At 35.7% G+C, this 23,045-nt stretch carries 26 protein-coding genes and 5 pseudogenes; 17 read left to right on the top strand and 14 right to left on the bottom strand.

Annotated features, from left to right (window positions below):
• The 4 genes and pseudogenes from BAU28_RS08850 to glpX all read right to left on the bottom strand — a co-directional run.
• Positions 1–147 (bottom strand): annotated as a pseudogene (locus BAU28_RS08850) (GNAT family N-acetyltransferase); the annotation flags it as partial.
• A gap of 26 nt (positions 148–173) precedes the next feature.
• The gene (locus tag BAU28_RS08845) at positions 174–671 is read right to left on the bottom strand and encodes a cytoplasmic protein (protein ID WP_071718357.1); all 498 of its coding nucleotides are present in this window, start codon (positions 669–671) and stop codon (positions 174–176) included.
• A 382-nt stretch (positions 672–1,053) separates the two neighbouring features.
• The gene (locus BAU28_RS08835; RefSeq protein WP_000392608.1) at positions 1,054–1,320 is read right to left on the bottom strand and encodes a DUF3055 domain-containing protein; all 267 of its coding nucleotides are present in this window, start codon (positions 1,318–1,320) and stop codon (positions 1,054–1,056) included.
• A gap of 15 nt (positions 1,321–1,335) precedes the next feature.
• Positions 1,336–2,307: a class II fructose-bisphosphatase gene (gene glpX, locus BAU28_RS08830; RefSeq protein WP_000439096.1), complete on the bottom strand. Its 972-nt coding sequence runs from the start codon at positions 2,305–2,307 to the stop codon at positions 1,336–1,338.
• A gap of 147 nt (positions 2,308–2,454) precedes the next feature.
• Between glpX and BAU28_RS08825 the strand changes: the two genes are divergently transcribed.
• The 6 genes and pseudogenes from BAU28_RS08825 to BAU28_RS08800 form a co-directional block, all read left to right on the top strand.
• A complete protein-coding gene (locus tag BAU28_RS08825; protein WP_025149589.1) occupies positions 2,455–2,895 on the top strand; it encodes a DUF86 domain-containing protein in 441 nt (146 codons plus the stop codon).
• A 78-nt stretch (positions 2,896–2,973) separates the two neighbouring features.
• Entirely contained in the window at positions 2,974–3,606 is a 633-nt protein-coding gene (locus BAU28_RS08820) for a helix-turn-helix transcriptional regulator (protein ID WP_071718355.1), read from the top strand.
• A gap of 109 nt (positions 3,607–3,715) precedes the next feature.
• Entirely contained in the window at positions 3,716–4,480 is a 765-nt protein-coding gene (locus BAU28_RS08815) for a TIGR01457 family HAD-type hydrolase (protein ID WP_071718354.1), read from the top strand.
• A gap of 113 nt (positions 4,481–4,593) precedes the next feature.
• Positions 4,594–4,875: pseudogene (locus tag BAU28_RS08810) on the top strand (iron ABC transporter substrate-binding protein); the annotation flags it as partial.
• A gap of 320 nt (positions 4,876–5,195) precedes the next feature.
• Positions 5,196–6,329, top strand: a complete 1,134-nt coding sequence (gene tnpB / locus BAU28_RS08805) for an IS200/IS605 family element RNA-guided endonuclease TnpB (protein ID WP_071718353.1) — start codon at positions 5,196–5,198, stop codon at positions 6,327–6,329.
• Positions 6,330–6,403: 74 nt separating this feature from the next.
• Positions 6,404–6,514: pseudogene (locus BAU28_RS08800) on the top strand (iron ABC transporter substrate-binding protein); the annotation flags it as partial.
• A gap of 32 nt (positions 6,515–6,546) precedes the next feature.
• Here the strand turns inward: BAU28_RS08800 and BAU28_RS08795 are convergent.
• Positions 6,547–7,128 (bottom strand): NAD(P)H-dependent oxidoreductase, encoded by a 582-nt coding sequence (locus BAU28_RS08795; RefSeq protein WP_071718352.1) that lies wholly within the window; start codon positions 7,126–7,128, stop codon positions 6,547–6,549.
• Between the two features lie 204 nt (positions 7,129–7,332).
• Here BAU28_RS08795 and BAU28_RS08790 point away from each other — a divergent pair, with 204 nt between their 5' ends.
• From BAU28_RS08790 to BAU28_RS08780, 3 genes are all read left to right on the top strand, one after another.
• A complete protein-coding gene (locus BAU28_RS08790) occupies positions 7,333–8,121 on the top strand; it encodes an ABC transporter ATP-binding protein (RefSeq protein WP_025149585.1) in 789 nt (262 codons plus the stop codon).
• Positions 8,105–10,678 (top strand): ABC transporter permease, encoded by a 2,574-nt coding sequence (locus BAU28_RS08785; RefSeq protein WP_071718351.1) that lies wholly within the window; start codon positions 8,105–8,107, stop codon positions 10,676–10,678. Before BAU28_RS08790 ends, BAU28_RS08785 begins: the two co-directional genes overlap by 17 nt.
• 537 nt (positions 10,679–11,215) lie before the next feature.
• Positions 11,216–11,695 (top strand): GNAT family N-acetyltransferase, encoded by a 480-nt coding sequence (locus tag BAU28_RS08780; protein ID WP_071718350.1) that lies wholly within the window; start codon positions 11,216–11,218, stop codon positions 11,693–11,695.
• 93 nt (positions 11,696–11,788) lie between these two features.
• Here BAU28_RS08780 and BAU28_RS08775 read toward each other — a convergent pair whose 3' ends face one another.
• Positions 11,789–12,280 (bottom strand): phosphatidylglycerophosphatase A family protein, encoded by a 492-nt coding sequence (locus BAU28_RS08775; protein WP_071718349.1) that lies wholly within the window; start codon positions 12,278–12,280, stop codon positions 11,789–11,791.
• A 120-nt stretch (positions 12,281–12,400) separates the two neighbouring features.
• Here BAU28_RS08775 and yutH point away from each other — a divergent pair, with 120 nt between their 5' ends.
• Positions 12,401–13,402, top strand: coding sequence for a spore coat putative kinase YutH (gene yutH / locus BAU28_RS08770; RefSeq protein ID WP_071718348.1), 1,002 nt, complete (start codon positions 12,401–12,403; stop codon positions 13,400–13,402).
• A gap of 59 nt (positions 13,403–13,461) precedes the next feature.
• Here yutH and BAU28_RS08765 read toward each other — a convergent pair whose 3' ends face one another.
• Together BAU28_RS08765 and BAU28_RS08760 are read right to left on the bottom strand one after the other, a co-directional pair.
• Positions 13,462–13,677, bottom strand: a complete 216-nt coding sequence (locus BAU28_RS08765) for a hypothetical protein (RefSeq protein ID WP_048375342.1) — start codon at positions 13,675–13,677, stop codon at positions 13,462–13,464.
• Positions 13,678–14,013: 336 nt separating this feature from the next.
• Positions 14,014–14,250 carry a NifU family protein gene (locus BAU28_RS08760; protein ID WP_000431179.1) on the bottom strand — a complete coding sequence of 79 codons (237 nt, stop codon included), beginning with the start codon at positions 14,248–14,250 and terminating at the stop codon, positions 14,014–14,016.
• A 207-nt stretch (positions 14,251–14,457) separates the two neighbouring features.
• On the opposite strand from BAU28_RS08760, the gene BAU28_RS08755 reads away from it, so the two are divergent.
• From BAU28_RS08755 to BAU28_RS29780, 3 genes and pseudogenes are all read left to right on the top strand, one after another.
• On the top strand, positions 14,458–14,766 hold the full coding sequence (locus BAU28_RS08755) for a YuzD family protein (RefSeq protein WP_071718347.1): 309 nt from the start codon (positions 14,458–14,460) through the stop codon (positions 14,764–14,766).
• A gap of 52 nt (positions 14,767–14,818) precedes the next feature.
• Entirely contained in the window at positions 14,819–15,613 is a 795-nt protein-coding gene (locus BAU28_RS08750) for a nucleotidyltransferase domain-containing protein (RefSeq protein ID WP_071718367.1), read from the top strand.
• An 11-nt stretch (positions 15,614–15,624) separates the two neighbouring features.
• A pseudogene (locus tag BAU28_RS29780) lies at positions 15,625–15,732 on the top strand (leucine-rich repeat domain-containing protein); the annotation flags it as partial.
• A 30-nt stretch (positions 15,733–15,762) separates the two neighbouring features.
• On the opposite strand, the pseudogene BAU28_RS30895 reads toward BAU28_RS29780, so the two are convergent.
• Positions 15,763–16,104 (bottom strand): annotated as a pseudogene (locus BAU28_RS30895) (DUF4304 domain-containing protein); the annotation flags it as partial.
• A gap of 286 nt (positions 16,105–16,390) precedes the next feature.
• On the opposite strand from BAU28_RS30895, the gene BAU28_RS08740 reads away from it, so the two are divergent.
• Together BAU28_RS08740 and phnA are read left to right on the top strand one after the other, a co-directional pair.
• Positions 16,391–17,176 carry a DUF2628 domain-containing protein gene (locus tag BAU28_RS08740; protein WP_276561276.1) on the top strand — a complete coding sequence of 262 codons (786 nt, stop codon included), beginning with the start codon at positions 16,391–16,393 and terminating at the stop codon, positions 17,174–17,176.
• 244 nt (positions 17,177–17,420) lie between these two features.
• Positions 17,421–17,762, top strand: a complete 342-nt coding sequence (gene phnA / locus BAU28_RS08735) for an alkylphosphonate utilization operon protein PhnA (RefSeq protein WP_002174031.1) — start codon at positions 17,421–17,423, stop codon at positions 17,760–17,762.
• A gap of 189 nt (positions 17,763–17,951) precedes the next feature.
• Here phnA and BAU28_RS08730 read toward each other — a convergent pair whose 3' ends face one another.
• The 5 genes from BAU28_RS08730 to BAU28_RS08710 all read right to left on the bottom strand — a co-directional run bounded on the left by BAU28_RS08730 (position 17,952) and on the right by BAU28_RS08710 (position 21,236).
• The gene (locus BAU28_RS08730; RefSeq protein ID WP_002174030.1) at positions 17,952–18,146 is read right to left on the bottom strand and encodes a hypothetical protein; all 195 of its coding nucleotides are present in this window, start codon (positions 18,144–18,146) and stop codon (positions 17,952–17,954) included.
• A gap of 44 nt (positions 18,147–18,190) precedes the next feature.
• A complete protein-coding gene (locus BAU28_RS08725) occupies positions 18,191–18,985 on the bottom strand; it encodes an ABC transporter permease (RefSeq protein WP_048375332.1) in 795 nt (264 codons plus the stop codon).
• Positions 18,969–19,628 (bottom strand): ABC transporter ATP-binding protein, encoded by a 660-nt coding sequence (locus tag BAU28_RS08720; RefSeq protein ID WP_071718345.1) that lies wholly within the window; start codon positions 19,626–19,628, stop codon positions 18,969–18,971. The genes BAU28_RS08725 and BAU28_RS08720 overlap by 17 nt, the downstream gene beginning before the upstream one ends.
• A 68-nt stretch (positions 19,629–19,696) precedes the next feature.
• A complete protein-coding gene (locus tag BAU28_RS08715) occupies positions 19,697–19,900 on the bottom strand; it encodes an aspartyl-phosphate phosphatase Spo0E family protein (RefSeq protein WP_053081453.1) in 204 nt (67 codons plus the stop codon).
• Between the two features lie 265 nt (positions 19,901–20,165).
• Entirely contained in the window at positions 20,166–21,236 is a 1,071-nt protein-coding gene (locus BAU28_RS08710) for an NAD(P)/FAD-dependent oxidoreductase (protein WP_071718344.1), read from the bottom strand.
• A 443-nt stretch (positions 21,237–21,679) separates the two neighbouring features.
• Between BAU28_RS08710 and BAU28_RS08705 the strand changes: the two genes are divergently transcribed.
• Together BAU28_RS08705 and dapF are read left to right on the top strand one after the other, a co-directional pair.
• On the top strand, positions 21,680–21,919 hold the full coding sequence (locus tag BAU28_RS08705) for a YuzB family protein (protein ID WP_025149573.1): 240 nt from the start codon (positions 21,680–21,682) through the stop codon (positions 21,917–21,919).
• A 235-nt stretch (positions 21,920–22,154) separates the two neighbouring features.
• Positions 22,155–23,021 carry a diaminopimelate epimerase gene (dapF, locus tag BAU28_RS08700; protein ID WP_048375328.1) on the top strand — a complete coding sequence of 289 codons (867 nt, stop codon included), beginning with the start codon at positions 22,155–22,157 and terminating at the stop codon, positions 23,019–23,021.
• Positions 23,022–23,045 lie beyond the last annotated feature (24 nt).

Below are 23,045 nucleotides of genomic sequence, written 5' to 3'. Positions count from 1 at the left end.
TTACGATTGTAAGAGGATTTTTTCATAGCAGTTGTACCAATTATGAGGAGGCTGTTTACTTGCAAAATAAACAGCACTGCGGCAAATATAATTGTTTTTTTCATATAGGCTTAATGAAACGGGATTACCTGTAAAGCAATCGTACCTTTTCTCACCTTTAACATGAGAGCCCCTTACAAGCAAATTGAAATATAATCACCTTCAGAAAGAGTTTTCTTTGGCTTCATTTGTTGGCCATTTAATTGAATATGACCACTTTTAATTTTATCCACAATGATAGTACGGCTCCAATCTGAAATATATGTGGATAACACTTTATCAATTCGGTGGGAACCGAAAAGAATGTCTATTACGATTGTTATTTCGGCTGTACCATTTTCTTTGTAGTGTGTAATGGAAATATTGTTGTTTGTTTCATGTTGTTCTTGCTCAGTCATATCGACTGTTTCGACATGATCAGTAAATGATTTATAAATATGAAGTTTTTGATTCCACGTATGATTTTTCGGACACTTATAAATTGCAAAACGGTATATGTTCTTTCCGTTTGCATTATGTCTGCGAATATTCGTATCAGTAAAAAGGGTAGTACATCCGCAATTTTTACAATACTTTTCGATTATGCTTTGCTCGTTTTCATATAAACTCCAAGAAAGTTGTACTTTCTGCATTTTCCTTCACCTCTTATATTAGTTATATTAGTGGCAAAGGAACGTAATACAGCTATTTGGATGTCTTGTAGTATGAAGACATAAGAAGTAGACAAAAATAAAAGGAGGCTCCCAAAAGAGGAACCTCCGTGAACGTCATACTACAGATGCGTCACGTTCCTTTGTAATGGGAATGGGCAGACTACTCCCTTGAAAAAGCACGGTGCTTTTTTGAGAGTAATGCTATCCAATTGCTGGTCCATTACAAAGTAAATGTTGGCATACGTAGATAACGTCCTTTCTATCCAAATAGATTTTCTCATAATTATAACACAAAAGATTGAAAATTCGAAATTGTTATAATGGAAAAACACCAGCTAAACTAGCTGGTGTATAAGATAAATTATATAAGTTCAAATAAAAATGAGCGTAATTCTTCTGCAATTTCTTCAGACATAGAAAATGCGTGCTCTAAGTAGCCTGGTTCGTTTAAATCGTCAGGACCGATGATAGCAAATTTATTGCGCTGCATATCAAGGACAATCGTTTTACCGTAATGACGATCGGAGTATAAAAGCGCTAAATCATGACGCTCATTTTCCCCCATAAAGCTAACGAAACGAGTTTTTGTAGCGACTGTATCGTCGTACAGAAAGAAACGTTCTTCCATACACATGGCTCCTTTTTAAATATCTAAGTTTAAGTGAGGCTTATGGTCTAAATGGTGATGTGTTTTAATGAATCGTACCGTTCTTGTTTTGTAACGCATAACGATAGAATATGTTTCAGCTAAATCTCCACCTAGGAATTTCACGCCATCTAATAATTCACCAGCAGATACACCTGTTGCTGAGAAGATTGCGTCATCACCAGATACTAAGTCATCTAACATAAGAAGTTGACGAGGATCTTCTAATCCCATTTCACGGCAACGAGCTTCTTCTTCTTCGTTCATTGGAACTAAGCGAGCTTGCATTTCGCCTTCAAGGCATTTTAATGCAGCTGCAGAGATAACGCCTTCTGGAGCGCCGCCAACACCTACGAATAAGTCGATACCTGTTCCAGGTAAAGCTGTTGCGATTGATGCACCAACATCTCCATCACCAAATAGTTTTACGCGTGCACCTTTTGCACGAACACGGTCAATAATATCTTGATGACGTTCACGTTCTTGGACGATAACCGTTAGGTCACGAATTTTTTTATTGTTTGCTTCTGCTACAATTTCAATTGTTTTTTCAATTGGATCATCTAAGCTAATTTTACCAGCTGCTTTTGGACCAACCGCGATTTTTTCCATGTACATATCAGGAGCATGAAGAAGGTTTCCTTTATCTGCGATTGCGATAACTGCCATTGCATTTGCAAGACCTTTTGCAACGATGTTTGTACCTTCTAATGGATCAACGGCGATATCTACTTCTGGACCGTTACCTGTTCCTAGTTCTTCACCAATATACAACATCGGTGCTTCATCAAGTTCGCCTTCACCGATTACAACTGTACCTGCCATGTTTACTGAATCGAACATATCACGCATAGCTGTAGTTGCTGCATCATCTGCTTCGTTTTTCTTTCCGCGGCCCATCCACTGTGCGGATGCTAAGGCTGCTGCTTCTGTTACACGGACAATTTCTAGTGCGAGTTCACGTTCCAAGGTTGCATTCCTCCAATTTCAAAAATCATACAAATATAACTATAACAAATAACGAGGAAAAGGTGAATTCGAAAAATTGTCGATTTTTTCAGAAGAAAGCGTTACAATTAAAATGTAAATGCTTTAATTTCCAGGTAGGTGACATTCATGTACTTTGTAGACAGAAAGAAAATTGAACAAATGCTAGTATGTTTAGAACAGGCAACAAATACATTTCAAGAGAAAAAGACATATGAAACCGAGTTTGAATTTTACGCATTAGAGCGCATGTCGCATCTTATTATTGATTGTATATTAGATGTAGGAAATGCAATGATTGATGGATTTATTATGCGAGATCCAGGAAGTTATGAAGATATTATTGATATTTTAATGGACGAGAGAGTCATAAGTGGAGAAGAGGGAAAAGACATTAAAGAGATTATTCTTCTTCGAAAAATGCTTATGCAAGATTATATTCAAATGAATCATGATGAATTATATAAGACGATTCAAAAACATATCGCAGTGGTAGAGAAATACCCAGCGAATATTCGCAGTTATTTAGAAAAGGAATTAGGACCTGTATCTGCATTTGTACCAGAATAATTGTGCTTATAAGATCCCCAAAATACCTTTTGGGGATCTTATATTGTATATGAGAAGGAAAAGGGAGAAGGGTGAAATATGGGAGAAGCACGTACTACGAAAGAAGAGATTATACAATTATTGAAGGTAAAGGGTGAGCATACTGTAGCAGACTTAGCTGAAGCTTTAGAGATTACTGAGATGGCGATCCGTCGACATTTAAGTAAACTGGAGAAAGATGAGCTAATCTATTCAAAGATGGTAAGACAGCATGTTGGACGACCAACATATTTGTATGGATTAAGTCAAAAGGGAGAAGATACATTCCCGAAAGAGTATAAGCAATTTGCTATTGATATGCTAGAAGATTTAGCTCGAATGGGCGATGAAAAAATACTTCGATACGTTTTACAAGCGAGAACGAAACGAATGGAAGAACAGTTGCAAAAGAAGATAAGTAATCAAAGTCATTTAGCCTATAAAGTACAGGAAATAGCTGCTATACAAGAGCGAAACGGTTATATGGTTCAAATAAAGAGAGATGGGGAGCATTCTTTCATACTTGAAAAGCAAAACTGTCCGTTAAAGGAAATTGCAGAGAGATTCCCGCAAGTGTGTGAAGATGAAAAAGATATGTATAAGCGGTTATTTGCAGGTGCAAATGTGAAAACGTTAGCAAATATGTGTGAAGGCGATTGTAATTGCTCGTACCAAATAAAAGAGAAAAAATGAACGTTATGGGACGCTTTAGGGTAAAGCGTTTTTTTCTTTTGAAAAAGGGGTTAATATAAGAGTGGTATGAGAGATGTAGAACTCTAGCATAGAAGGAGAGACATAATAGATGTATAAAGGCTATTTAATTGACTTAGACGGTACGATGTATCGCGGGGAAGAACAAATTGAAGAAGCAAGCGACTTCGTAAAAGCGTTAGGAGAACGCGGCATTCCGTATTTATTTGTTACAAATAACTCAACTCGTAAACCAGAACAAGTCGCAGAAAAACTTGTTCGTTTCGATATTCCAGCGAAAGCGGAACAAATATTTACAACGAGTATGGCTACAGCGAACTTTATTTATGAGCGCAAACAAGATGCAACTGTATATATGATTGGTGAAGAGGGCTTACATGATGCACTTGTGGAAAAAGGATTTAAACTTGTGGATGAAAATCCTGATTTCGTCGTTGTTGGATTAGATCGCGATATCACATATGAAAAATTAGCGAAAGCATGCCTTGCAGTGCGTAACGGTGCAACGTTTATTTCAACAAATGGGGACATTGCTATTCCGACTGAGCGCGGATTATTACCAGGTAACGGTTCATTAACATCAGTTGTAGCAGTATCAACAGGTGTGGATCCAATCTTTATTGGAAAACCAGAATCAATCATTATGGAACAAGCGTTAAAAGTGCTTGGTGTAGGAAAAGAAGAAGCATTAATGGTTGGGGATAACTACGATACAGATATTTTAGCGGGGATAAATGCTGGTATGCATACCCTTATTGTCCACACTGGAGTAACAACTGTGGAGAAGTTAACAGAATATGAAGTACAACCGACGCAAGTTGTGCATAACTTGACGGAGTGGATTGAGAAGATGTAATGAGAAACAGGTGACCTTTTGGGTGACCTGTTTTTTTATGCACAATTGCATATGTAATACATGTATAAGAAATATAAAATTAAGATGTAATGATATATAAAGGTGGGATAAAAGTGTATTGGATGTCATGTATTATATTTGTTTTTACATTATGTACTTTGTTCTTTGTTCTATGGAAGATATATAAAATAAATGTTATGAAAAAAAGTGCTGGAAAACTTATTGCAACATATCCTCGGGTGAAACGACGTTGGATTGCGTCACTTGGACCAGCGTATTTCATCGGACAATGTATGTATACGTATGCTCAATACGTAAGTGGTGATATTGGTACAGCTGATCAGTTTCTCGTTCAGTCAGGTAGTTATGCTGTAGCAAGTTGTTTTATGACTTTATCATTTTCCGACAGAAAACTCCCACCTCAAGGAATGGCGTTTAAAGGTTCTTCTTGTTGAAGAATCAGTATAGGTATCGTAATCAGTTCGTTCCTATAGAAAGAAGATGCTACATATCCGAAGCATTCTTACATCTATGGAATTGTTCCATTGTAAAAGTTCTTTCATTTGTATATTTTTTTGAAAGGGAAAGAGGACTTTCGACAAAAAAGAAGAAATGATACGTGATTAGTATTTTTTTGCTATATTCTGATATCGTTCTCATATATGTCGTGAAAAAGATTGTAAATAAGTAAAAATAAGAAGTGAGGTGAAAAGCGGTGCTCACCCATAAAGCGTATCAGTTTCGGATCTATCCTAATGTAGAACAAAAAATTGGCATTGCAAAAACAATGGGTTGTTCTCGTTTTGTATTCAATTATTTTTTGGAAAAGTGGAATGAGGTATATAAAGAAACAGGAAAAGGATTAACGTATGGCGCCTGTTCTTCGCAATTACCTACTCTCAAAAAAGAATTTGTATGGCTAAAAGAAGTGGACAGCATCGCCCTTCAATCCTCTCTTCATCACCTCGCTGATTCGTATACACGATTCTTCAAAAAACAAAATAAAGCACCCAAATTTAAGTCGAAAAACAATAAAGTCCAATCGTATACAACGAAGTGCACGAATGGGAACATCGCGATTGTAGGTAATAAAATAAAGTTACCGAAACTTGGCCTTGTCAAATTTGTGAAAAGTCGTAAGGTAGAGGGACGGATTTTGAACGCTACTGTCAAAAGGAATCCAAGCGGGAAATATTTTGTCTCGATTCTTGCTGAAGTGGAAGTACAAGGATTACTAAAGACAGGTTCCGCTGTTGGCATAGATGTTGGTGTGAAAAACTTTGCCATTCTTTCAACAGGCGAGGTATTTGGCAATCCAAAATGGTTTCGGATATTAGAGCAGAAGCTCGCTCATGCTCAGCGTATTCTATCTAGACGTACAAAAGGCGGAGCCAACTGGCATAAACAGCGAATTAAAGTCGCTCGTATTCATGAACGAATCAAAAATGCAAGAACGGATTACTTGCAAAAACTCTCTACAAGGATCATCAAAAACCACGATGTGATTGGGATAGAAGATTTGCAAGTAACCAATATGTTGAAAAACGGTAAGTTAGCGAAAGCGATTCAAGAAGTATCATGGTCACAATTCAGAGCGATGCTTTTGTATAAGGCACAATGGTATGAAAAGCAAGTAGTTGTAGTATCGAAAACATTCGCCAGCTCTCAACTTTGTTCACATTGTGGCAATAAAAATAAAGACGTAAAAGATTTGAACTTGCGTGAATGGAAGTGTCCTTCTTGTGGTATGCATCATGATAGGGATGTGAATGCAGGACAAAATCTGAGAAAAGAGGCCGTAAGGCTTCTAACCGTAGGGACTACGGAGATCGCCTACTCATATAACTGAGGGATACCTTGGTGTTCGTAGGAATCCCCCACTTCAAACAGTTCGTTAGAGTGTTAAGTGGGGGTAGTTCAAATCGCGGGCGAGAGAAAATGAATGATAATGTTAATTTACTTATTAGAGAAGAGGATATGGATGAGTTGGAAAATATCCTTCAAAGATATATTCCTAAACTAATGATGAAATAGAAAAACTCCGGTCTTATAACCGGAGTTTTTCATTAAAATACACGATTCACAACTTCTTTTACTTCTTCAAGATAGTGTTTGCGTACATCGTTGTCCACAGAAGGAACGCTTGTATAGAATGTATGCTCAAGTGTTTCAATTCCTGTAAATTCAAAAATACCAACATCAGTGGTTTTCTTCATTGCGTCAAACATACCGCCTGCTGTGTATGCTTCTTTCGTATTTCCCATTGTAGATAATAATAATCCTTTTTTACCGCTTAATAATTTTTCAATGCCACTTTCGCCGTAAGCATAAGCGAAACCGTAGCTAAATACACGATCAACGTATCCTTTTAAAATAGCAGGAAGTCCTGCCCACCAAACTGGATAAATAAATGTAATGCTATCAGCCCAAGAGATATGCTCTTGCTCTTCTTTAATATCTTCTGGTGTGTTTCCTTGAGAAAATGAGATGAAATCGGAAGCTCCTAATACAGGATTGAAGTTTAATTCGTATAAATCACGAACACGTACTTCATGGCCTTTACTTTCTAATTCGCTCTTTACAGTTTCTAAAATAGCATGGTTGAAGCTTTCTGGATTCGGATGTGCATAAACGATTACATGTTTCATTTTTCTTCCTCCTATTTGTGGATATGTGAATAGTTATATTTAACATACTCGTGTAACTATTATGATTACTTCATTTGCAAGAGTCAACTTTTCTGACGTGATAAATAAATGTTGATATATGACAAAAAAATACAAAATAGTAGGGATTTTGCATTCTTAATAGAATATATAGATTGGTAAATAGAAAGAGAAGGGGATAACTGGATGAATATTATTGAAATTGAAAGGTTAGAAAAATCGTTTGATATTGGCGATAGTAGAGTAAAGATATTAAAAGGTATCAATCTTCAAATTCAAAAAGGAGATTTTGTTTGTATTATGGGGGCAAGTGGGTCGGGGAAAACGACCTTACTTCAGTTGTTGGGTGGATTAGATATTCCAACAGTAGGTAGTATACGAGTAGATGGTACGGAGATTTCAGCATTAAAAGAAAAAGCGCTCGCTTTATTTAGAAGGCATAAAATCGGTTTTATTTTTCAACAGTTTAATTTAATCCCAGTGTTTAGTGCGGAGGAAAATGTAGGATTACCGTTACTGTTGGATAATGTTTCACAAAAGAAGGCGACGGTGACAGCAAATCGCTTATTAGATCTTGTTGGATTGAAGGGAAAAGAAAAGCATTTACCAGCACAGTTATCAGGTGGGCAACAGCAAAGGGTTGCAATCGCGAGGGCTTTTGCGAATGAGCCAGCTATTATATTAGCGGATGAACCAACAGGAGCATTAGATTCAGAAAATAGCAAGAATATAATTTCGGCCCTTCGTAACGCATGCGATGAGTTAGGACAAACAGCTGTCATTGTAACGCATGATCCATTCGTAGCAGCCCATGCAGATAAAGTTATTTTCTTACTAGATGGTGAGGTAATTCATGAACATGCAGAGAGTAAAGGATGGAAATTCCGTAATATTCAGCAGCAAGTTACTCAAATTCAAGAAATTATGAATCGTCACTTTAAAGTAGGAGGTAAAGGTGATGCGATGGGTAATTAAGTATGCTGTAAAATCGATGAAACAAAATTGGTTACGAAATATGTTGATTGCCCTTGGTGCAGCTTTAGGGGTTATGTTAGCGACTATGTTATTACTAGGTAATCAATCTGTCGAGCAAAGTGTGAAGGAACAAGTAGTAAGTCGTTATGGAGATTATAATTTGCAATTTGGATATATAAAAAATGATATGTATTTAAATAATGAAAGTTTAAAAGGGATAGATGGCCTAGAGAATGTTGAAAAAATATCAAAAGTACTTATACCGTATCCTTTGGCCAATTATAAAGAGTTATCGGGAAAACCATCTTATTGGGGTGTTGAGCAAGATTCTCCAGATATGCGTTCTTATAAAATAGCAGAAGGACGATATCCGAAAGAAGGTGCTGAGGTAGCGCTGACAAGAGGATATACAGACCGTGAAAATATACGTGTAGGAGATATGATTAAACTTCCATTTCCGCCAAATGGAGAAAAGACTGTTAAAGTTGTCGGGATTTTGAATCCACCGTTAATGTCGGCAATGGGACATAGTGCTTATTTTCCAATTCATTGGCTTCAAAAGGAATTAAATCTACAAAATCAATTCAATCTCGTTCAAGTTAAAACAACGGATATAGATGTAAAAAGAGCAATTGCTCTTGAGGTAAATAAGAAGATTGAAAATATAAAGGTAGACCAACGTACATATGTAGATAAGGCGTTTGAACGACTAAATGTGATGGAGCCATTGATTTTTAGTTTAGGTGGTATTGCCTTATTTGTTGTAGCACTTTTAATAATGGGAAGCTTTTTCTTATCTGTAAGAAGTCGATTTAAGCAGTGGGCGTTATTGCGTGCGCTTGGTAGTAATCCAAATCAAATCATATTGGTCGTTTTATTAGAGGCTGTATGCATTGGAGCAATTGGATCTCTGGCAGGTATTATTCTTGGGGTGAGTACGCACACAATTGCGGCATCTTTCATTAATAAGTGGGTGAATGTCGAGAGCACAGGGCAAGAATCTTTCTCTATTTCGGGTGAGATTTTACTCATTACGTTTTTATTGGGAGTTATTATGTCTGTCATAGGAGCGATTATACCAGCTTTTATGGTCAGAAAGATTCCTCCAGTTCAAGCACTTCGACCAGGTCTTCCTAGTAATGAACAGAAAGAGAAAAGATGGAGTGCTTTTAGTTGCAGTATTTTGATAATTGGTACTGTCATAGGATTAGCCGGCAACGTATTAGAGCGGTATATCGGTTTTAATCCAAGTGCGATAGGAGCACTTTTATTTGCAATTGGTTTGTTATTTGCAATTCCATTATTTATTCGTATGATAGCGCCAGTTATTGCGAAGCCTTTGCAAATGATATTTCGAATTGAAACGACGATTAGTAGTCGAAATGTAATTCGTTATCGTAATAAGGCAGCTGTTTCAGTTGCTATACTAGCATTTGGTTTTATGCTAGCACTTGTTGGAACGATGTATGTAAACTCTATGTATGAAGGCACGAAGAAAGGGTTACAAAAGCATTTACCAGCTGATTTAGTAATACGTGTACCGATGGAATCGCAAGGAATTGAAACTTTACCGTTTAGTTGGATGGAGAAGGTTAAAAAAGTTGACGGTGTAGAAGCGAGTGTAGGAAATGCTACTGACTTCACAGCAAAACTTGTAAATTATGATTTTAAAAAAGCTAATCAAGAATGGTATGAACATGTGAAAAAAAATAATCTTAATTATGATTCAATGGAAGTTGTAGGTAATGATATTGTAGAGTATCAGAAAGTAACAAAGGCAAAAGTGATTTCAGGACAAAATTTAAATAAGCCATTACAAGATGGTGAAGGAGTCGTGACGAAAGAAACGGCTAAAAATTTAGGTCTTCAGTTGCATGATACGATTGAAGTACAAGGGAAAGGAAAAGACAAACAAACGATTAAAGTCGTTTCGATTATTGAGCAAGGGTTAAGGTTAAGAGGATCAGATATTTTTGTAAATGAACAATGGGCCCGTGATAAGTTTCACGTACAAGGGTATGAAGCGATTCAAATTATGACAAATTCTAATCAATCATTTGAAAAGACTAAGAAGCAATTAAAACAAATTACAAATAATAAAGATAACGTAGAGGTTATTAATAGTTATGATTTATTGAAAGAGCAGGAGCAGTTATTATCGCAAATGGTAATGTTAATTCGTTTATTAGTTGCGATCATTTTTATTATTTCAGGTATAGGGCTAATGAATGCGATTGTTGCTAGTTTACATGAAAGACGTGCTGAAATTAGTATGATTCGTGCAGTAGGAGCTATTCCAAAGCAAATGAGACGGATTGTTTTATTAGAAGGTACACTGCTTGGAGCGATAGCTGGTTGTATCGGGGTTTTAGGTGGAATTTTGTTTAGTTATATTGTGCTATCAAGTCTAGAGCTAACGGTTATTATCATTCCGTATAATCAAGTTTTAATATTGGCTCTAGCTAGTATTATACTCGGAGCAGGAGCAGCAATTATTGCTTCATTACAATTAAGAAGGTTTAAATTGAGTGATACTTTAAAGGAATTATCAGCATAAAAAACTTTTATATCCCACTCATACAAAGAACAAAGAAGACGAATAAAATGATGATAATACCGATACCAAAATTGAATACAAGTGTAGTGTCCATATATGTAACCTCCTTGTTTGAAAGTAAAAAGCACCCTGGCTGGAGTGCTTTTTATTATCCGAATCTGTAGCAATTGACTTCAAAACCTATATAGAGGGATTAATGTGTTTAAAGAGTCATATTACTGTATGCATTTATTTTAATGAATGAGCAAGTCCTGTTAAGAAAGAAATAGTGAAATATAGAAAAAAAGACACTCTTTTGAGTGTCTTTTTCGATGACATAATGTGTCAATTGCTTGAGTTTGATAAGACGCTAATTTCCGTTTAACGCCTTTTCTTTAATCAAGAAGTGTAGCAACAGCGATTCACATAAATTGTAGCACTTTTCAAATGGAAGTGCGTATGTAATTATGCATATTACGATTAGAGGAGAATCAATTGTGAAAAATGAATGAGTAAATATATGTAAATCAGTAGAGTAGTTGATAAGGAGTGAGATGAATGGATATACATAAGTTAACAGGAGAAGAAGCAAACGAAATAAATGCGTGGGTATACGAGGAACCGTATACGTTATATAGCTTTTCAGGAGATGCTGAAGTAATAGAAGAATTATTAGATGGGACATATTACGGTTGTTGTGATGAGAAGGGAGACTTAATCGGCTATTTTTGCTTTGGAGAAAATGCACAAGTGCCAGGCGGAAGAGATGCCAATTTATATGAGGGCGAAGATGTAGTAGATATAGGACTTGGAATGAAGCCGGAGTTAACAGGGAAAGGGATGGGGGAAATGTTTTTTCAAGCAGGGATAGCATTTGCTGCTGAGGAATTCAATTCGAAAATGTTTCGACTGAGTGTGGCGACATTTAATAAAAGAGCGATTAAGCTATATAAAACAATTGGATTTCAAACAGGGCCTATTTTTTTGAGTCGAGGAAGAGAGTTTATACTTATGGAATATGAAAGACCGTCAGTATGAAACTGGCGGCCTAGAAAATGTTATTATCCGGCTAATGCCGGAGTGATGCGGGCTAATAATCAGTGAAGGAACAAAACCCTACTGATTACCGTTTCACTTCGAATGATCAGCTCGGTGCGCTAAACGACTTGAAGCAGCGGCAGCGATTCCGCCAACGATATCATCAAGGAATGTGTGCACCATTCCAGTTGATTTATCATTTAAGTACTCTAAAATACCCGGTTTTAATTTATCGATATATCCAAAGTTCGTGAAACCGATAGAACCGTACACGTTAACGATTGAAAGTGCGATAACTTCATCAATTCCGTATAAGCCTTCATCACGTTTTACGATATCTTGTAACGGCGCGCTTAACATTCCTTTTTCAGCAAGGACATCAAGTTCAATGCCTGTAATAAGTGCGTTTTGTACTTCGCGTTTGGATAGTACACGCTCAACATTATAGCGACATTCTGACATCTCTAATTTTGGATGGTATGTTTTTTGAAGAAAATGAACAAGTTCAGCAATATCGTCAATTGTTACACCGCGTTCTTGTAATAGTTGTAATGCTCTTTCTTGTAGTTGATTTGATTCTTTCATGTTTATCACCTTTTTTTCTTTTTAGTATTTATATACGTTTCGTTGCTTTATCATGTGCATAGGAATGAAAGGCGAGCACAAGCTCATATATATAAAGAAAAACCATAGGTGGCGACTGCGATGATTCAGCATATTTATGAGCATTATCACATGCATGTTAAAGAATTAATCCCCCTTGGCCCCTATAAAAGCTTTTGGATTCGCAACAAAATTTATGTACTTGTTCCAATTGGAGAAATGGAGGAAGAAGTACTTGTAGAGATGAAAAAGCTCAGTGATTATATGAACCAGCAAGGGGATATAACTGTTGCGACTTTCGTTCCGACTATACACGGCTACTATGTGAGTGAGATAGAAGAAAAAAATTATTGCTTATTAAAAGGTATGCGTATGTTAGAGCGACATGCTACATCATTAGGAAGCGAGCTTTCTATATTCCATAAACGTGGTGCATTCTTTCCAGAAGAAGTTGAGCAATTAAGCCGCATTGGTGAATGGAAAGCGTTATGGGAAAAAAGGCTCGATCAATTAGAAAAGTTTTGGCAATCGCAAGTGATGAACCATCCTTCAGATGTATTCGATCAATTGTTTATTGAATCCTTCCCGTATTACTTAGGAGTTGCAGAAAATGCTATTCAATATGTTGTCGATACAGAAATGGATGATACACCACAAATAACTGACGCAGCAACCATTTGCCAGGAACGATTTACACCTTTATTATGGCATCAAACGAAGCGTCTCAAACTTCCTTTTGATTGGGTGTACGATCACCCAAGTAGAGATATAGCAGAATGGATTCGCTACATGATGATAGAAAAAAAGCAAGACTGGGAGCAAACCGTAGTTCAATTCATTACAGATTATGAACGTAATTATTCGCTATCCTCATTTGGTTGGCGCTTATTATTCGCAAGGCTCCTGTTCCCGCTTCACTATTTTGAAACAGTCGAACGATATTATCAAACAGGAAACGAAGAGCAAAAAGGCATATATAGAGATCGCTTAGAAGCCATTTTACACGATGTGAACCGCTCTGAGCAATTTATGAAGCATTTTTATGAATCCTTTCGCTTACCAGTTGATAAGTTAGGGATTAGGAAATTAGATTGGCTATCTTAAAAGTATAAAAAAGAGGCCGATTGAGGTCTCTTTTTTATACCGCAATTTTATGTAATAAATTATGCTCCTACTTTTTGATCTGTACATATATTTAAAATGAGTTGATGTCTTTCAATTTTCTCATTTACCTTATTTAATAATTCTTGCTGAATTTCTTTAAATAAAAATTGATAGCTCGTATTCCATGTCGGTATAACGGGTGAAAGGCTTAATAAATATTCTTTTTTCTGTTCTAATTCTTGAAGTGTAGAAGAGATATTTATAATTTTTGGCATGTGTCGTCCCCCTATGTTTTACTTTTCTTTCTGTGAACGATTTACTATATAAATAATTATCACATTTTTTGAGAAGGATTTCCAATTATGTTTTATGATGTTAAAAGTGGTGAGGTGCGGATTTACTATTTGGAGGAGAAGTGCATGCGAAAAAAGAGACCAAAATTGGTCTCTTTTTGAGAAGGGGTTCTAAAGATCCGCTCCTGCTTTTAAATGATATCTAGCTCCAGCGGCTAAAATGTTCGGTGGCTTCACTTCTTCCGCCGAGGCAAAAAGCGCCTCTATGTCAGAAGCTCCATCCCCCTCACATTTTGAACGATCCGCTCCTGCTTTTAATTAAAATACTTGTTCTACTTCAATAACGCCTGGTACTTCTTCAAGTAGTGCGCGCTCGATACCAGCTTTTAGTGTGATTGTAGAACTTGGGCAGCTTCCGCATGCACCCATAAGGCGTAGTTTTACGATACCTTCTTCAATATCTACTAATTCAACGTCACCGCCATCACGAAGTAAGAACGGACGTAATTTATCTAATACTTCTAGTACTTGTTCTTGCATATTTGGGTTTTCCATTTTTATCGACTCCTTTCATCAGTTTTATTATAATCAAGATACAGAGGAAAATCTATTTTTTCTGTTCTTGTTTTATTGTCGAAATATTGTATCATGTTTACAACGTGTTTTTTCAGTATAGGGGTATAGAATGAATTTGTAAAACGATGTGCTTATGTAGTAAGTCATCTGAATATACTGTTAGGACAAAGAATTGGGGGAGAAGAAATGGTTAATGTTCAAGTGTATGGGGCGAAAGTAATTTGTGCAAGCTGCGTTGGAATGCCATCTTCAACAGAAACGTTTGAGTGGTTACAAGCGGCGATTGGTCGTAAATATGAAGGACAAGAAAATAAATTTAAGTTCGAGTATATTGATATTCAAGAAGATCAAGAAGATAAAGATAAAAAAGCATTCGCAGAGCGAGTGGTGGAAGAAGATTTATTTTATCCAGTCGTTCTTGTAAATGGTGAAATCGTTGGAGAAGGAAATCCACGTTTGAAGGATGTTTATGAAGAAATCGAGAAATATTTATAAAGCAGGAAGTCTTTGCGAATTTGCAAAGGCTTTTTTATATGGAGGGATAGATATGGAAAATGTAATAAAACATGCTTTGCCAGAAGAAGTAAAGCAGTTAATGAAGCGGTACATAGTAGAATTAAGAGAAATCTTTTCGGATGAAAAGTTAGTCGGCGTATACGTTTATGGATCCATTGCTTTAGGGGCATTTCATATAGAAACGAGCGATGTTGACTTTGTTACGGTAATAAGTGATTCCGTGAATGAAGCTGAAAAACAACAAATTATAGAACTGCATAAAAAACTTAGTAAAAATACGTTAGGTAAAAGAATGGACGGTATGTATATTCCGCTTGCTGACTTAGGAAAATATAATCATGAAATGGACGAGTACGTATATTGCGCAGATGGTAAGGCAGATATTGGCCATTGGGATATTAATGCGGTCACATGGTGGACGTTGAAAAACCAAGGTATTACTGTTATCGGGAAAGAAGCAGATGAACTCCCGTTTCAAATAAAATGGGATGATGTAGTAAATACGATGAAATATAATGTAGAACATTACTGGAGTGAAAAAGCGAAGCGTCCCTATTTATTTTTTATAGAAGAATGGGTAGAATCAGCTGTCGTTACAATGGGGCGTATTTTATATACGTTAGAGCATAAAACGATCGTTTCAAAAGATAGAGGATTACAGTATATGTTAGAGTTTTACCCTCATAAATGGGAACCTTTATTAAAAGAAGTAGAGCGAATACGACATAATCCAAAAGAAAAGCGAAAGCTCTCAAGTTGGAGAAGGGCTGATATGACGAAGAGGTATTTGCTTAGTGTGATAGAGGAGTGTAGGGGGAAGTGGTAGGAGAGGATAAAATGTTTCCAATTGGTGATCAGCCGAAGATTATGAAAGACTTAGCAAGTATAGCAGGTGATTTAGAAGAACTAGCGATTGATGGGAAAACGAAAAATATAGAACTGTTATAAAGGATTAGTAGAAAACGCAATGTGAAATCACATTGCGTTTTCTAGTAGTTTTTTCATATACATATCAACTTTATGAAAGAATATCGGCTCTTTTTTCTCGTTATTAAGATGCACAGAGCAATGTAAATATTGCTGTAAGTAGTGATTAGCTTGTTCGTACTGTTTTAAGTTGTAGAAAGCGAAACATGTAAGAAGCAAAAATGCTTTTTCTTGTAATATCGGAACGACAGATAGTATTGGAGTAATGGAATGTCTATTTGTATTTACTAAATTTTTATATGAAGTCCATGTTTGAAACCAATCTTGAATGATAGAAAGGTAATACGGAATATGTGTAGTTTCATGTGAAACATTATGTAATAGACGGTTGGGGTACAATAGTGGAATAGTAATTTGACATAAGTATCTGTAATTAAAATAGGGAAAAGAACTCTAAAAGGGGTTCTTTTTTGTTAAACATATAAAATGTTTAACATGGTGTATTAAATGTTTTATATATAAGTATTCTAATATATTTAATGATAAAATGGAATATAAAATGAGGAATTGTCGGAATATATTCAATTTCTGTTCATTTTCATGAAATATGGCTACTTTTTGTTAGATTCCTTCTTTTTATTTCTTTACAATAAAATTATATAGAAATAAGAGAAGGATGATGTATGTGAAGGAAACTGCTGTAGAGGGAAAAATTTCTTCGCCAGAATTACATAAAGTTGTGCGCAAGAATACGGCGTATTACGACTTTAAATGGGGACAAGTGAAGAATCCTGAGAAAGAAAATACGTGGAATTGGGTAGCATTTATCTTTCCGCATTTTTGGTTAGCTTATCGTAAAATGTATAAGTTATTTATTATACTTACATTAATAGGAGTACCTACTTTAATTACACCTGTTTTTATTGATATGCCAATGTGGATAGATTTTATAATATATGTTGGAACCATGCTATTTACTGGATGGCAAGGAAATCGTTTATATTATAAGCATATTGTTCGTATTTTACATAAGGCAGAAGATGTGCCTGATTATAAGAAAGAGTATTATTTACAATCAAAGGGCGGCGCTCATATCGGAGTTATGCTTGGTTTACAAGCGATAGTAATTGCGGTATTTGGTGCAATTAGTTTTGGCTTATCTTATTTACCAACTGAACCGAATATTAAAAACGTTGTTCGTTTAAGTCTTGAAGGAGATGCTTTAGAAACTATAACGGATAATCCAAATTGGAAGTATGTTAAGAAAGAAAAAGATTATGATGTAGTAGAATTTACTGGCTATGATTTTGAAGAAAAAAAGAATGTGAAAATTAAATTCGCTGTATATTTAAATGATGATTACTTCGAATGGCAAGAGGTGTATTTAAATAATAAGAAATTAAGTGAAGAAGAACAAGAAGAGTATCAAATTTACGTTGAAGAAAATATGTGGTTTTTCTAGAGAAAAACTCGTTTATTTAGAATAGAAAAGAAGAATCTTGTGAAGGTTCTTCTTTTTATTTGTAGAAAACCGGAATACTAATTAAAATTTTGTAAAATACAATAAAAAATGAGAATTTGAGGTAGGCTTGTCAATAACGTGAGACTATGGCAGTATAAAGAAATGCTATACAAATTTTATTTATCGAGATGTAAAAATCAGATTTGATTTTTACGTATAAATAATGAACGGAGGAAATGAATTTATGGCTACTTTACCAAATTGTCCAAAATGTAATTCAGAATATACGTATGAGGATGGCGTTCTTTTCGTATGTCCAGAATGTGCTCATGAGTGGGGCCAAGAAGCAGAGGCTGAAAATAATGATGGTGCAAAAGTTGTAAAAGATGCGAATGGAAACGTTCTTCAAGATGGCGATGCTGTTACTGTAATTAAAGATTTAAAAGTAAAAGGAACTTCTTCAGTTGTAAAGATTGGTACGAAAGTAAAGAGTATTCGTCTAGTTGAGGGAGATCACGATATTGATTGCAAAATCGACGGTTTCGGAGCTATGAAGTTAAAATCACAGTTCGTTAAGAAGGCGTAAGGTTAGTAAAGAAAAGAAAAGAAAAGACATTCCTTTAAGTACATCTGTTACTTATGGAATGTTTTTTTATTTTTAATTTAGGTAAAGGTTAACTTGAAGCAATTTACGGATGATAATAAACTGTGTGATTGGTCTTTGGGAGAATGGATGGAGACATGGGGAAATAGAAGAAAGCAAAGCTAGCTATGATTAGTCAGCTTTACTTTCTTCTATTTTTACGGAATTGCTAAAAAAGTCATTCATAAGTCGATCGTACAATTTTGAGTTTTTTGGTATAGTATATAATTCTTTATCACCGTTTAATTTCATTCGTAAACTACCTGTTTTTGTGTTAAGCCAAAAGCGATAGTTCCCTTCATGGTATAAATTTTCGCTACTTTTCATTGTGCTCCTCCTACTTACAGCCATCTTATTTAATACTAGTTTTTTTATGAGTGCCTTTCAACTTCATTCAACTGACACCGCTTATTAAAGAACGTTTTATATCCAAGTTGTAAGAAGATAATGACAGAGAAAGCTGTACTTCCAGAAATGCCAAGTATAATTGCGATTTGATATTGAATAGCTGTAAATGGTGATACACCGGATAAAATTTGTCCTGTCATCATACCTGGAAGGCTTATAATTCCCATTCCGACCATGGAATTAATTGTCGGTAAAATAGCAGAATCAAAAGCGTCTCTTATGAGCGGAGCAACTGCTTGTTTTGGAGTTGCCCCGAGCATAAGTGCACCTTCAATATGATTTCTTTGCGATTTCATATTGTTTAAGAACGTATTTGCTCCGAGAGAAACTCCCGTCATTGCATTCCCGACTAACATTCCGGTAATTGGAACGATATATTGCGGAGCATACCAAGGATCGTGTCCGATAATAACAAAGATAAATAGTAGAAGCGGCCCGATTGATCCAGCAATCATGGAAATAGCGGCTACTCGTTTTAATTCTTTTGACATCGGAATATTAACTCGTTTATAAATGTTAAAAATTGCAAATGTAGTAATAGAAGTAATGAGAGCAATTGTATAAAATGGATTACTGTTTTCAAATACGTATGTAAGAATATATGCAACAAGTACGAGCTGAATGGTCATACGGAATGTTGCAATTGTAATTTGTTTCTCACGCGGTATTCCTTTTAATTTCACAAGTCCGATTAAAATAAGAATGAAAATATATGCAGCGGCAAGTTGCCAAATTTGGAGTTCAATAACGCCCTTCAACTGAGAGCACTTCCTTTCGAGTAGCACCATTTGTTTTACTAATTTCAATAATATCGTCTGCAATTTCTTCTGGAAGTTGTTGCGAATGCGTGATGAAGATAACTGTTTTTTTCTTTTCTCTTGCTAGTTCAGTAAATCGTTTCATTACGCGGCGTTCAGTGTCACTATCTAATGCCGAAGTTGGTTCATCTAATAAATAGACGGGTGGATCCATTAGTATAATGCGAGCGAAAGCAAGTCTTTGCTTTTCACCGCCTGATAAAGAGGAGGCGCTATCTTCTAATTGTTTATCTAGGCTTACAGTCGTTAATGCGCCCTGTAAAGAATCGTCATTTGGAAATGGTTTTTCAGAAAGGCGAAGTCCCATTAATAAATTATCTTTAATCGTCCCATCAAAAATAGGCGGAGTTTGTCCGAGCATGACAACTTCACGGCGTAATTGAATGGGAGGATAATTTAAAATAGATTTTCCGTTATATTCAATTGTGCCGGATGTTGGGGATTGTAAATCATTTAGCATGCGAAGTAACGTGCTTTTTCCGCTACCGCTCTCTCCGATAATACAAGTGATATTTTCTTTATGAATTTGTAAATAAGGAATGTTTAGAATATCTTTATATTTGATGTCTTTTAATATAAACATAATTTACTCCTTTCTGATTCTAGTTATATCGTATCAAAAAGAGAGAAAAATAGAAAAATAAAGTGTATTTAGAAGGAACATCTTTTTTCTTTGCTTGTGGTGCTAGGGAGTCTTGAGACGGAAGTATTTAGCTTCGTTAATAAGTTTAGCAAACGATCTAAGTCTTGACTGAGAGAAATGACTTTATCGTGAGTAAATCCATATTTTTCAACGAGGTGGATTAATTCTTTCTTTTTCACTTCTATTCGATTATTTAGTTTTGTTAAGTTCATAAGTGAAACGGAATGCCCCCTATATGTATAGTATTTATAGCATAAAAAATAAGACCGAACGCATTCGGTCCTAAAGAAAATAATAAATTGAAATAACTCTTACATATAGCATACACTTTGTCATCGACAGTTTTTAATATAAAAATGGAAAATCTTATGAATCTATATTGAGAAAATTATTTCTGAAAATTATTATTTTGTACAAAAATTTTCTTTTTAGATGAATATAAAAAGACTGTCTACTATGTAGGCAGCCTTTAAAGTATTAACCGTTATGATGTTTGTACATCCAAAGAATACCGGACTTCAATAATCTAGGAACACGTCCCATTAATGGTTGGTTTGCTAGTAAACCAAATCCGTGCTTTTTACCGAGAGAGCCGAGAACTCCTTTTAATTTAATAACAGGCAGTTCATCAGGAAGTGGTTCGTTATTCCAACGTTTTAATAATATTTGGACAATTTGTTCTCCTTGACCCTCAGCAAGTTGAGCAGATGGTGCGTGTGGAAGTGCTGCACAATCCCCTACAACATAAACGTGCTCGTTGTTTGGAATATTGTGATATTTTGTTAAAACAACCCGTCCGCTACCATCTTGTTCAACTGGAAGATTTCGAACAACTGCATTTGCTTGAATACCAGCCGTCCATACGATTGCATCACATTCAAGTGGTTCATCGTGGTTGTATACAATGTTTGGTTCCACTTTTGTAATGTTAGAGTTTCGTATAATGGTAACGTTATGTTTTACAAACCATTCTTCTACGTATCTACTTAACTTCTCTGGGTATGGGAATAAAATCCTATCTTTTCGGTCAAATAAATAGATTTTTAAATCAGAACGGCTCTCGCGAAGTTCACTTGCTACTTCAACGCCGCTTAAACCAGCCCCAACGACAGCTACTGTTGCATTTGGTTCTAAGCTATTTAATCGTTCATATGTTTTGCGTGTTTGTTCAATCGATTGTAGGCTATGTGTATATTCCTTCGCCCCAGGAACGTTATGATATTTATCTTCACAGCCAAGCCCGATAATTAAATCATCATATTGGATTGTTTCGCCGCCATCGAGATGAACAGCTTTTGTTTCAAGATCAATATTTGTTACTGTACCATATTGAATATTGAGACGTGGATGTTCAGGAAACGGTATGCGAATATGCGTTTCTGAAATTGTACCCGCAACTAATGCATAATATTCAGTCTTGAAGCAATGATATGGTACTTTGTCGATTAATGTCACTTGTACATCATCTGGAAGTTGATTGCTTGGAAGTAGCCGCTGAAGAATTCTCATTCCACCGTAGCCGCCACCTAGTAGTACGAGGTGTTTCATGATGGATTACCCCTTTTCTGTTGAAATATCCCCTAATCATACAATTTTATATTGAAAAAATATTTTGACTTTACTCAATCAAATTATATCGAATTTGTGAACAAATAACAATGCATGAATGAATACTCTGTTGTACAATAAGAAGAAAAGTAAAGTAAACTGTTTTCATTTTCTAGTTACTATTTCATTATGAGCAGCATGTTACATAAAAAAAGACATCTATTTTGAAGTGAAACAGTGAAGTAACTAAATAGTTTAGAATGTATAACGAACACAACAAGAAACAGCTTAGTTTTCTTCTTATAAATAAAATGAAATGGGATTAAGTAGATAAGGTTACTTATCCATTTTTACCAATTAGGCATGTACTTCGTTTTGAGGCATATATGCTATTGCCCGCGAAAGTAAAGGGTAATTTGTTTAGAGATATAGGGGGGAGAGTTTTGATTAAACCATTAATCGAATTTTGTGTAGGTAACCTTGCAAGTGGCTCACAAGCAGCTTTAGAAAAATTAGAAAAGGATCCTAATTTAGACGTAATGGAATATGGTTGTTTAGGATATTGTGGTATTTGTTTTGAAGGTCCATTTGCACTTGTAAATGGTGAAGTTGTACAAGGTACAACAGTAGAAGAACTTGTAAATAATGTATATGATTATTTGGATGAAAATCCAATGTTTTAAGACGTTGCAAATAGGCAACGTCTTTTTCTTTTGCTATTTATTCCGCTATTTGCGGTAATGTTTGTTTAAACAAAAAAAGGCCCTTTTTAGAAGGGCTTTTTTCTTACACGATTTGTGTAAGAATGGCTTATCGCCAAAACGTTGTCAAATATGAGAAACGGGGGACATTCATATTGTGTTCTAAAAGCATGCATTTTATACTTGAAATAATAAATTATTTTTGGAGTGAATAAAAATGAGCCAATTTTCTTTTACAAAAATGCATGGTCTTGGCAATAGTTATATATATGTAAATATGTTTGAAGAACAAATTCGCGAAGAAGATTTAGCTCTTGTAGCGGAAAAGGTTTCAAATATTAATACTGGTATTGGCGCAGATGGAATGATTTTAATTTGTCCTTCTGATGTAGCGCCAGTGAAAATGCGCATGTTTAATAATGATGGTTCAGAAGGAAAGAGCTGTGGTAATGGTTTACGCTGCGTAGCGAAATATGCGTATGAGCATAAACTAGTAGAGGAACCAGTGTTCACAATTGAAACGTTAGCTGGTATTGTTACCGCAGAAGTAACGGTAGAGGATGGAAAAGTTACATTAGCGAAAATTGACATGGGAGCACCTCGTTTAACACGTGAAGAGATCCCGATGCTTGGTGAAGGAGAAACACCATTTATTCGTGAAAACTTCTTATACAATAATCACCGTTATGCATTTACAGCTGTTTCAATGGGAAATCCGCATGCGGTTATTTTTGTTGATGATGTAGAAAAGGCGCCCCTTACAACGTTAGGTCCAGTTCTTGAGACGCATGAAATGTTCCCAGAGCGAGTAAATGTTGAGTTCATCGAGATTTTAAACGATGAAGAGATGAACTTCCGCGTTTGGGAACGTGGATCTGGTGTAACGCAAGCTTGCGGGACAGGAGCATGCGCCGCTGTCGTTGCAGCTATTTTAAATGGGAAAATGGAACGTGGTAAGGAAATTACGGTTCATTTAGCTGGCGGCGATTTAATGATCGCATGGACAGAAGAAGGGAATGTGTTAATGAAGGGACCTGCGGAAGTAATTTGCCGCGGAGTGTATGAGTACAAGATAGAAGCGTAAAGATGTATAATAGAATAAGAACAG

It is taken from the genome of Bacillus paramycoides (assembly GCF_001884235.1).
Classification (GTDB): domain Bacteria; phylum Bacillota; class Bacilli; order Bacillales; family Bacillaceae_G; genus Bacillus_A; species Bacillus_A paramycoides.
This window is presented reverse-complemented; position numbering and strand designations above follow the sequence as displayed.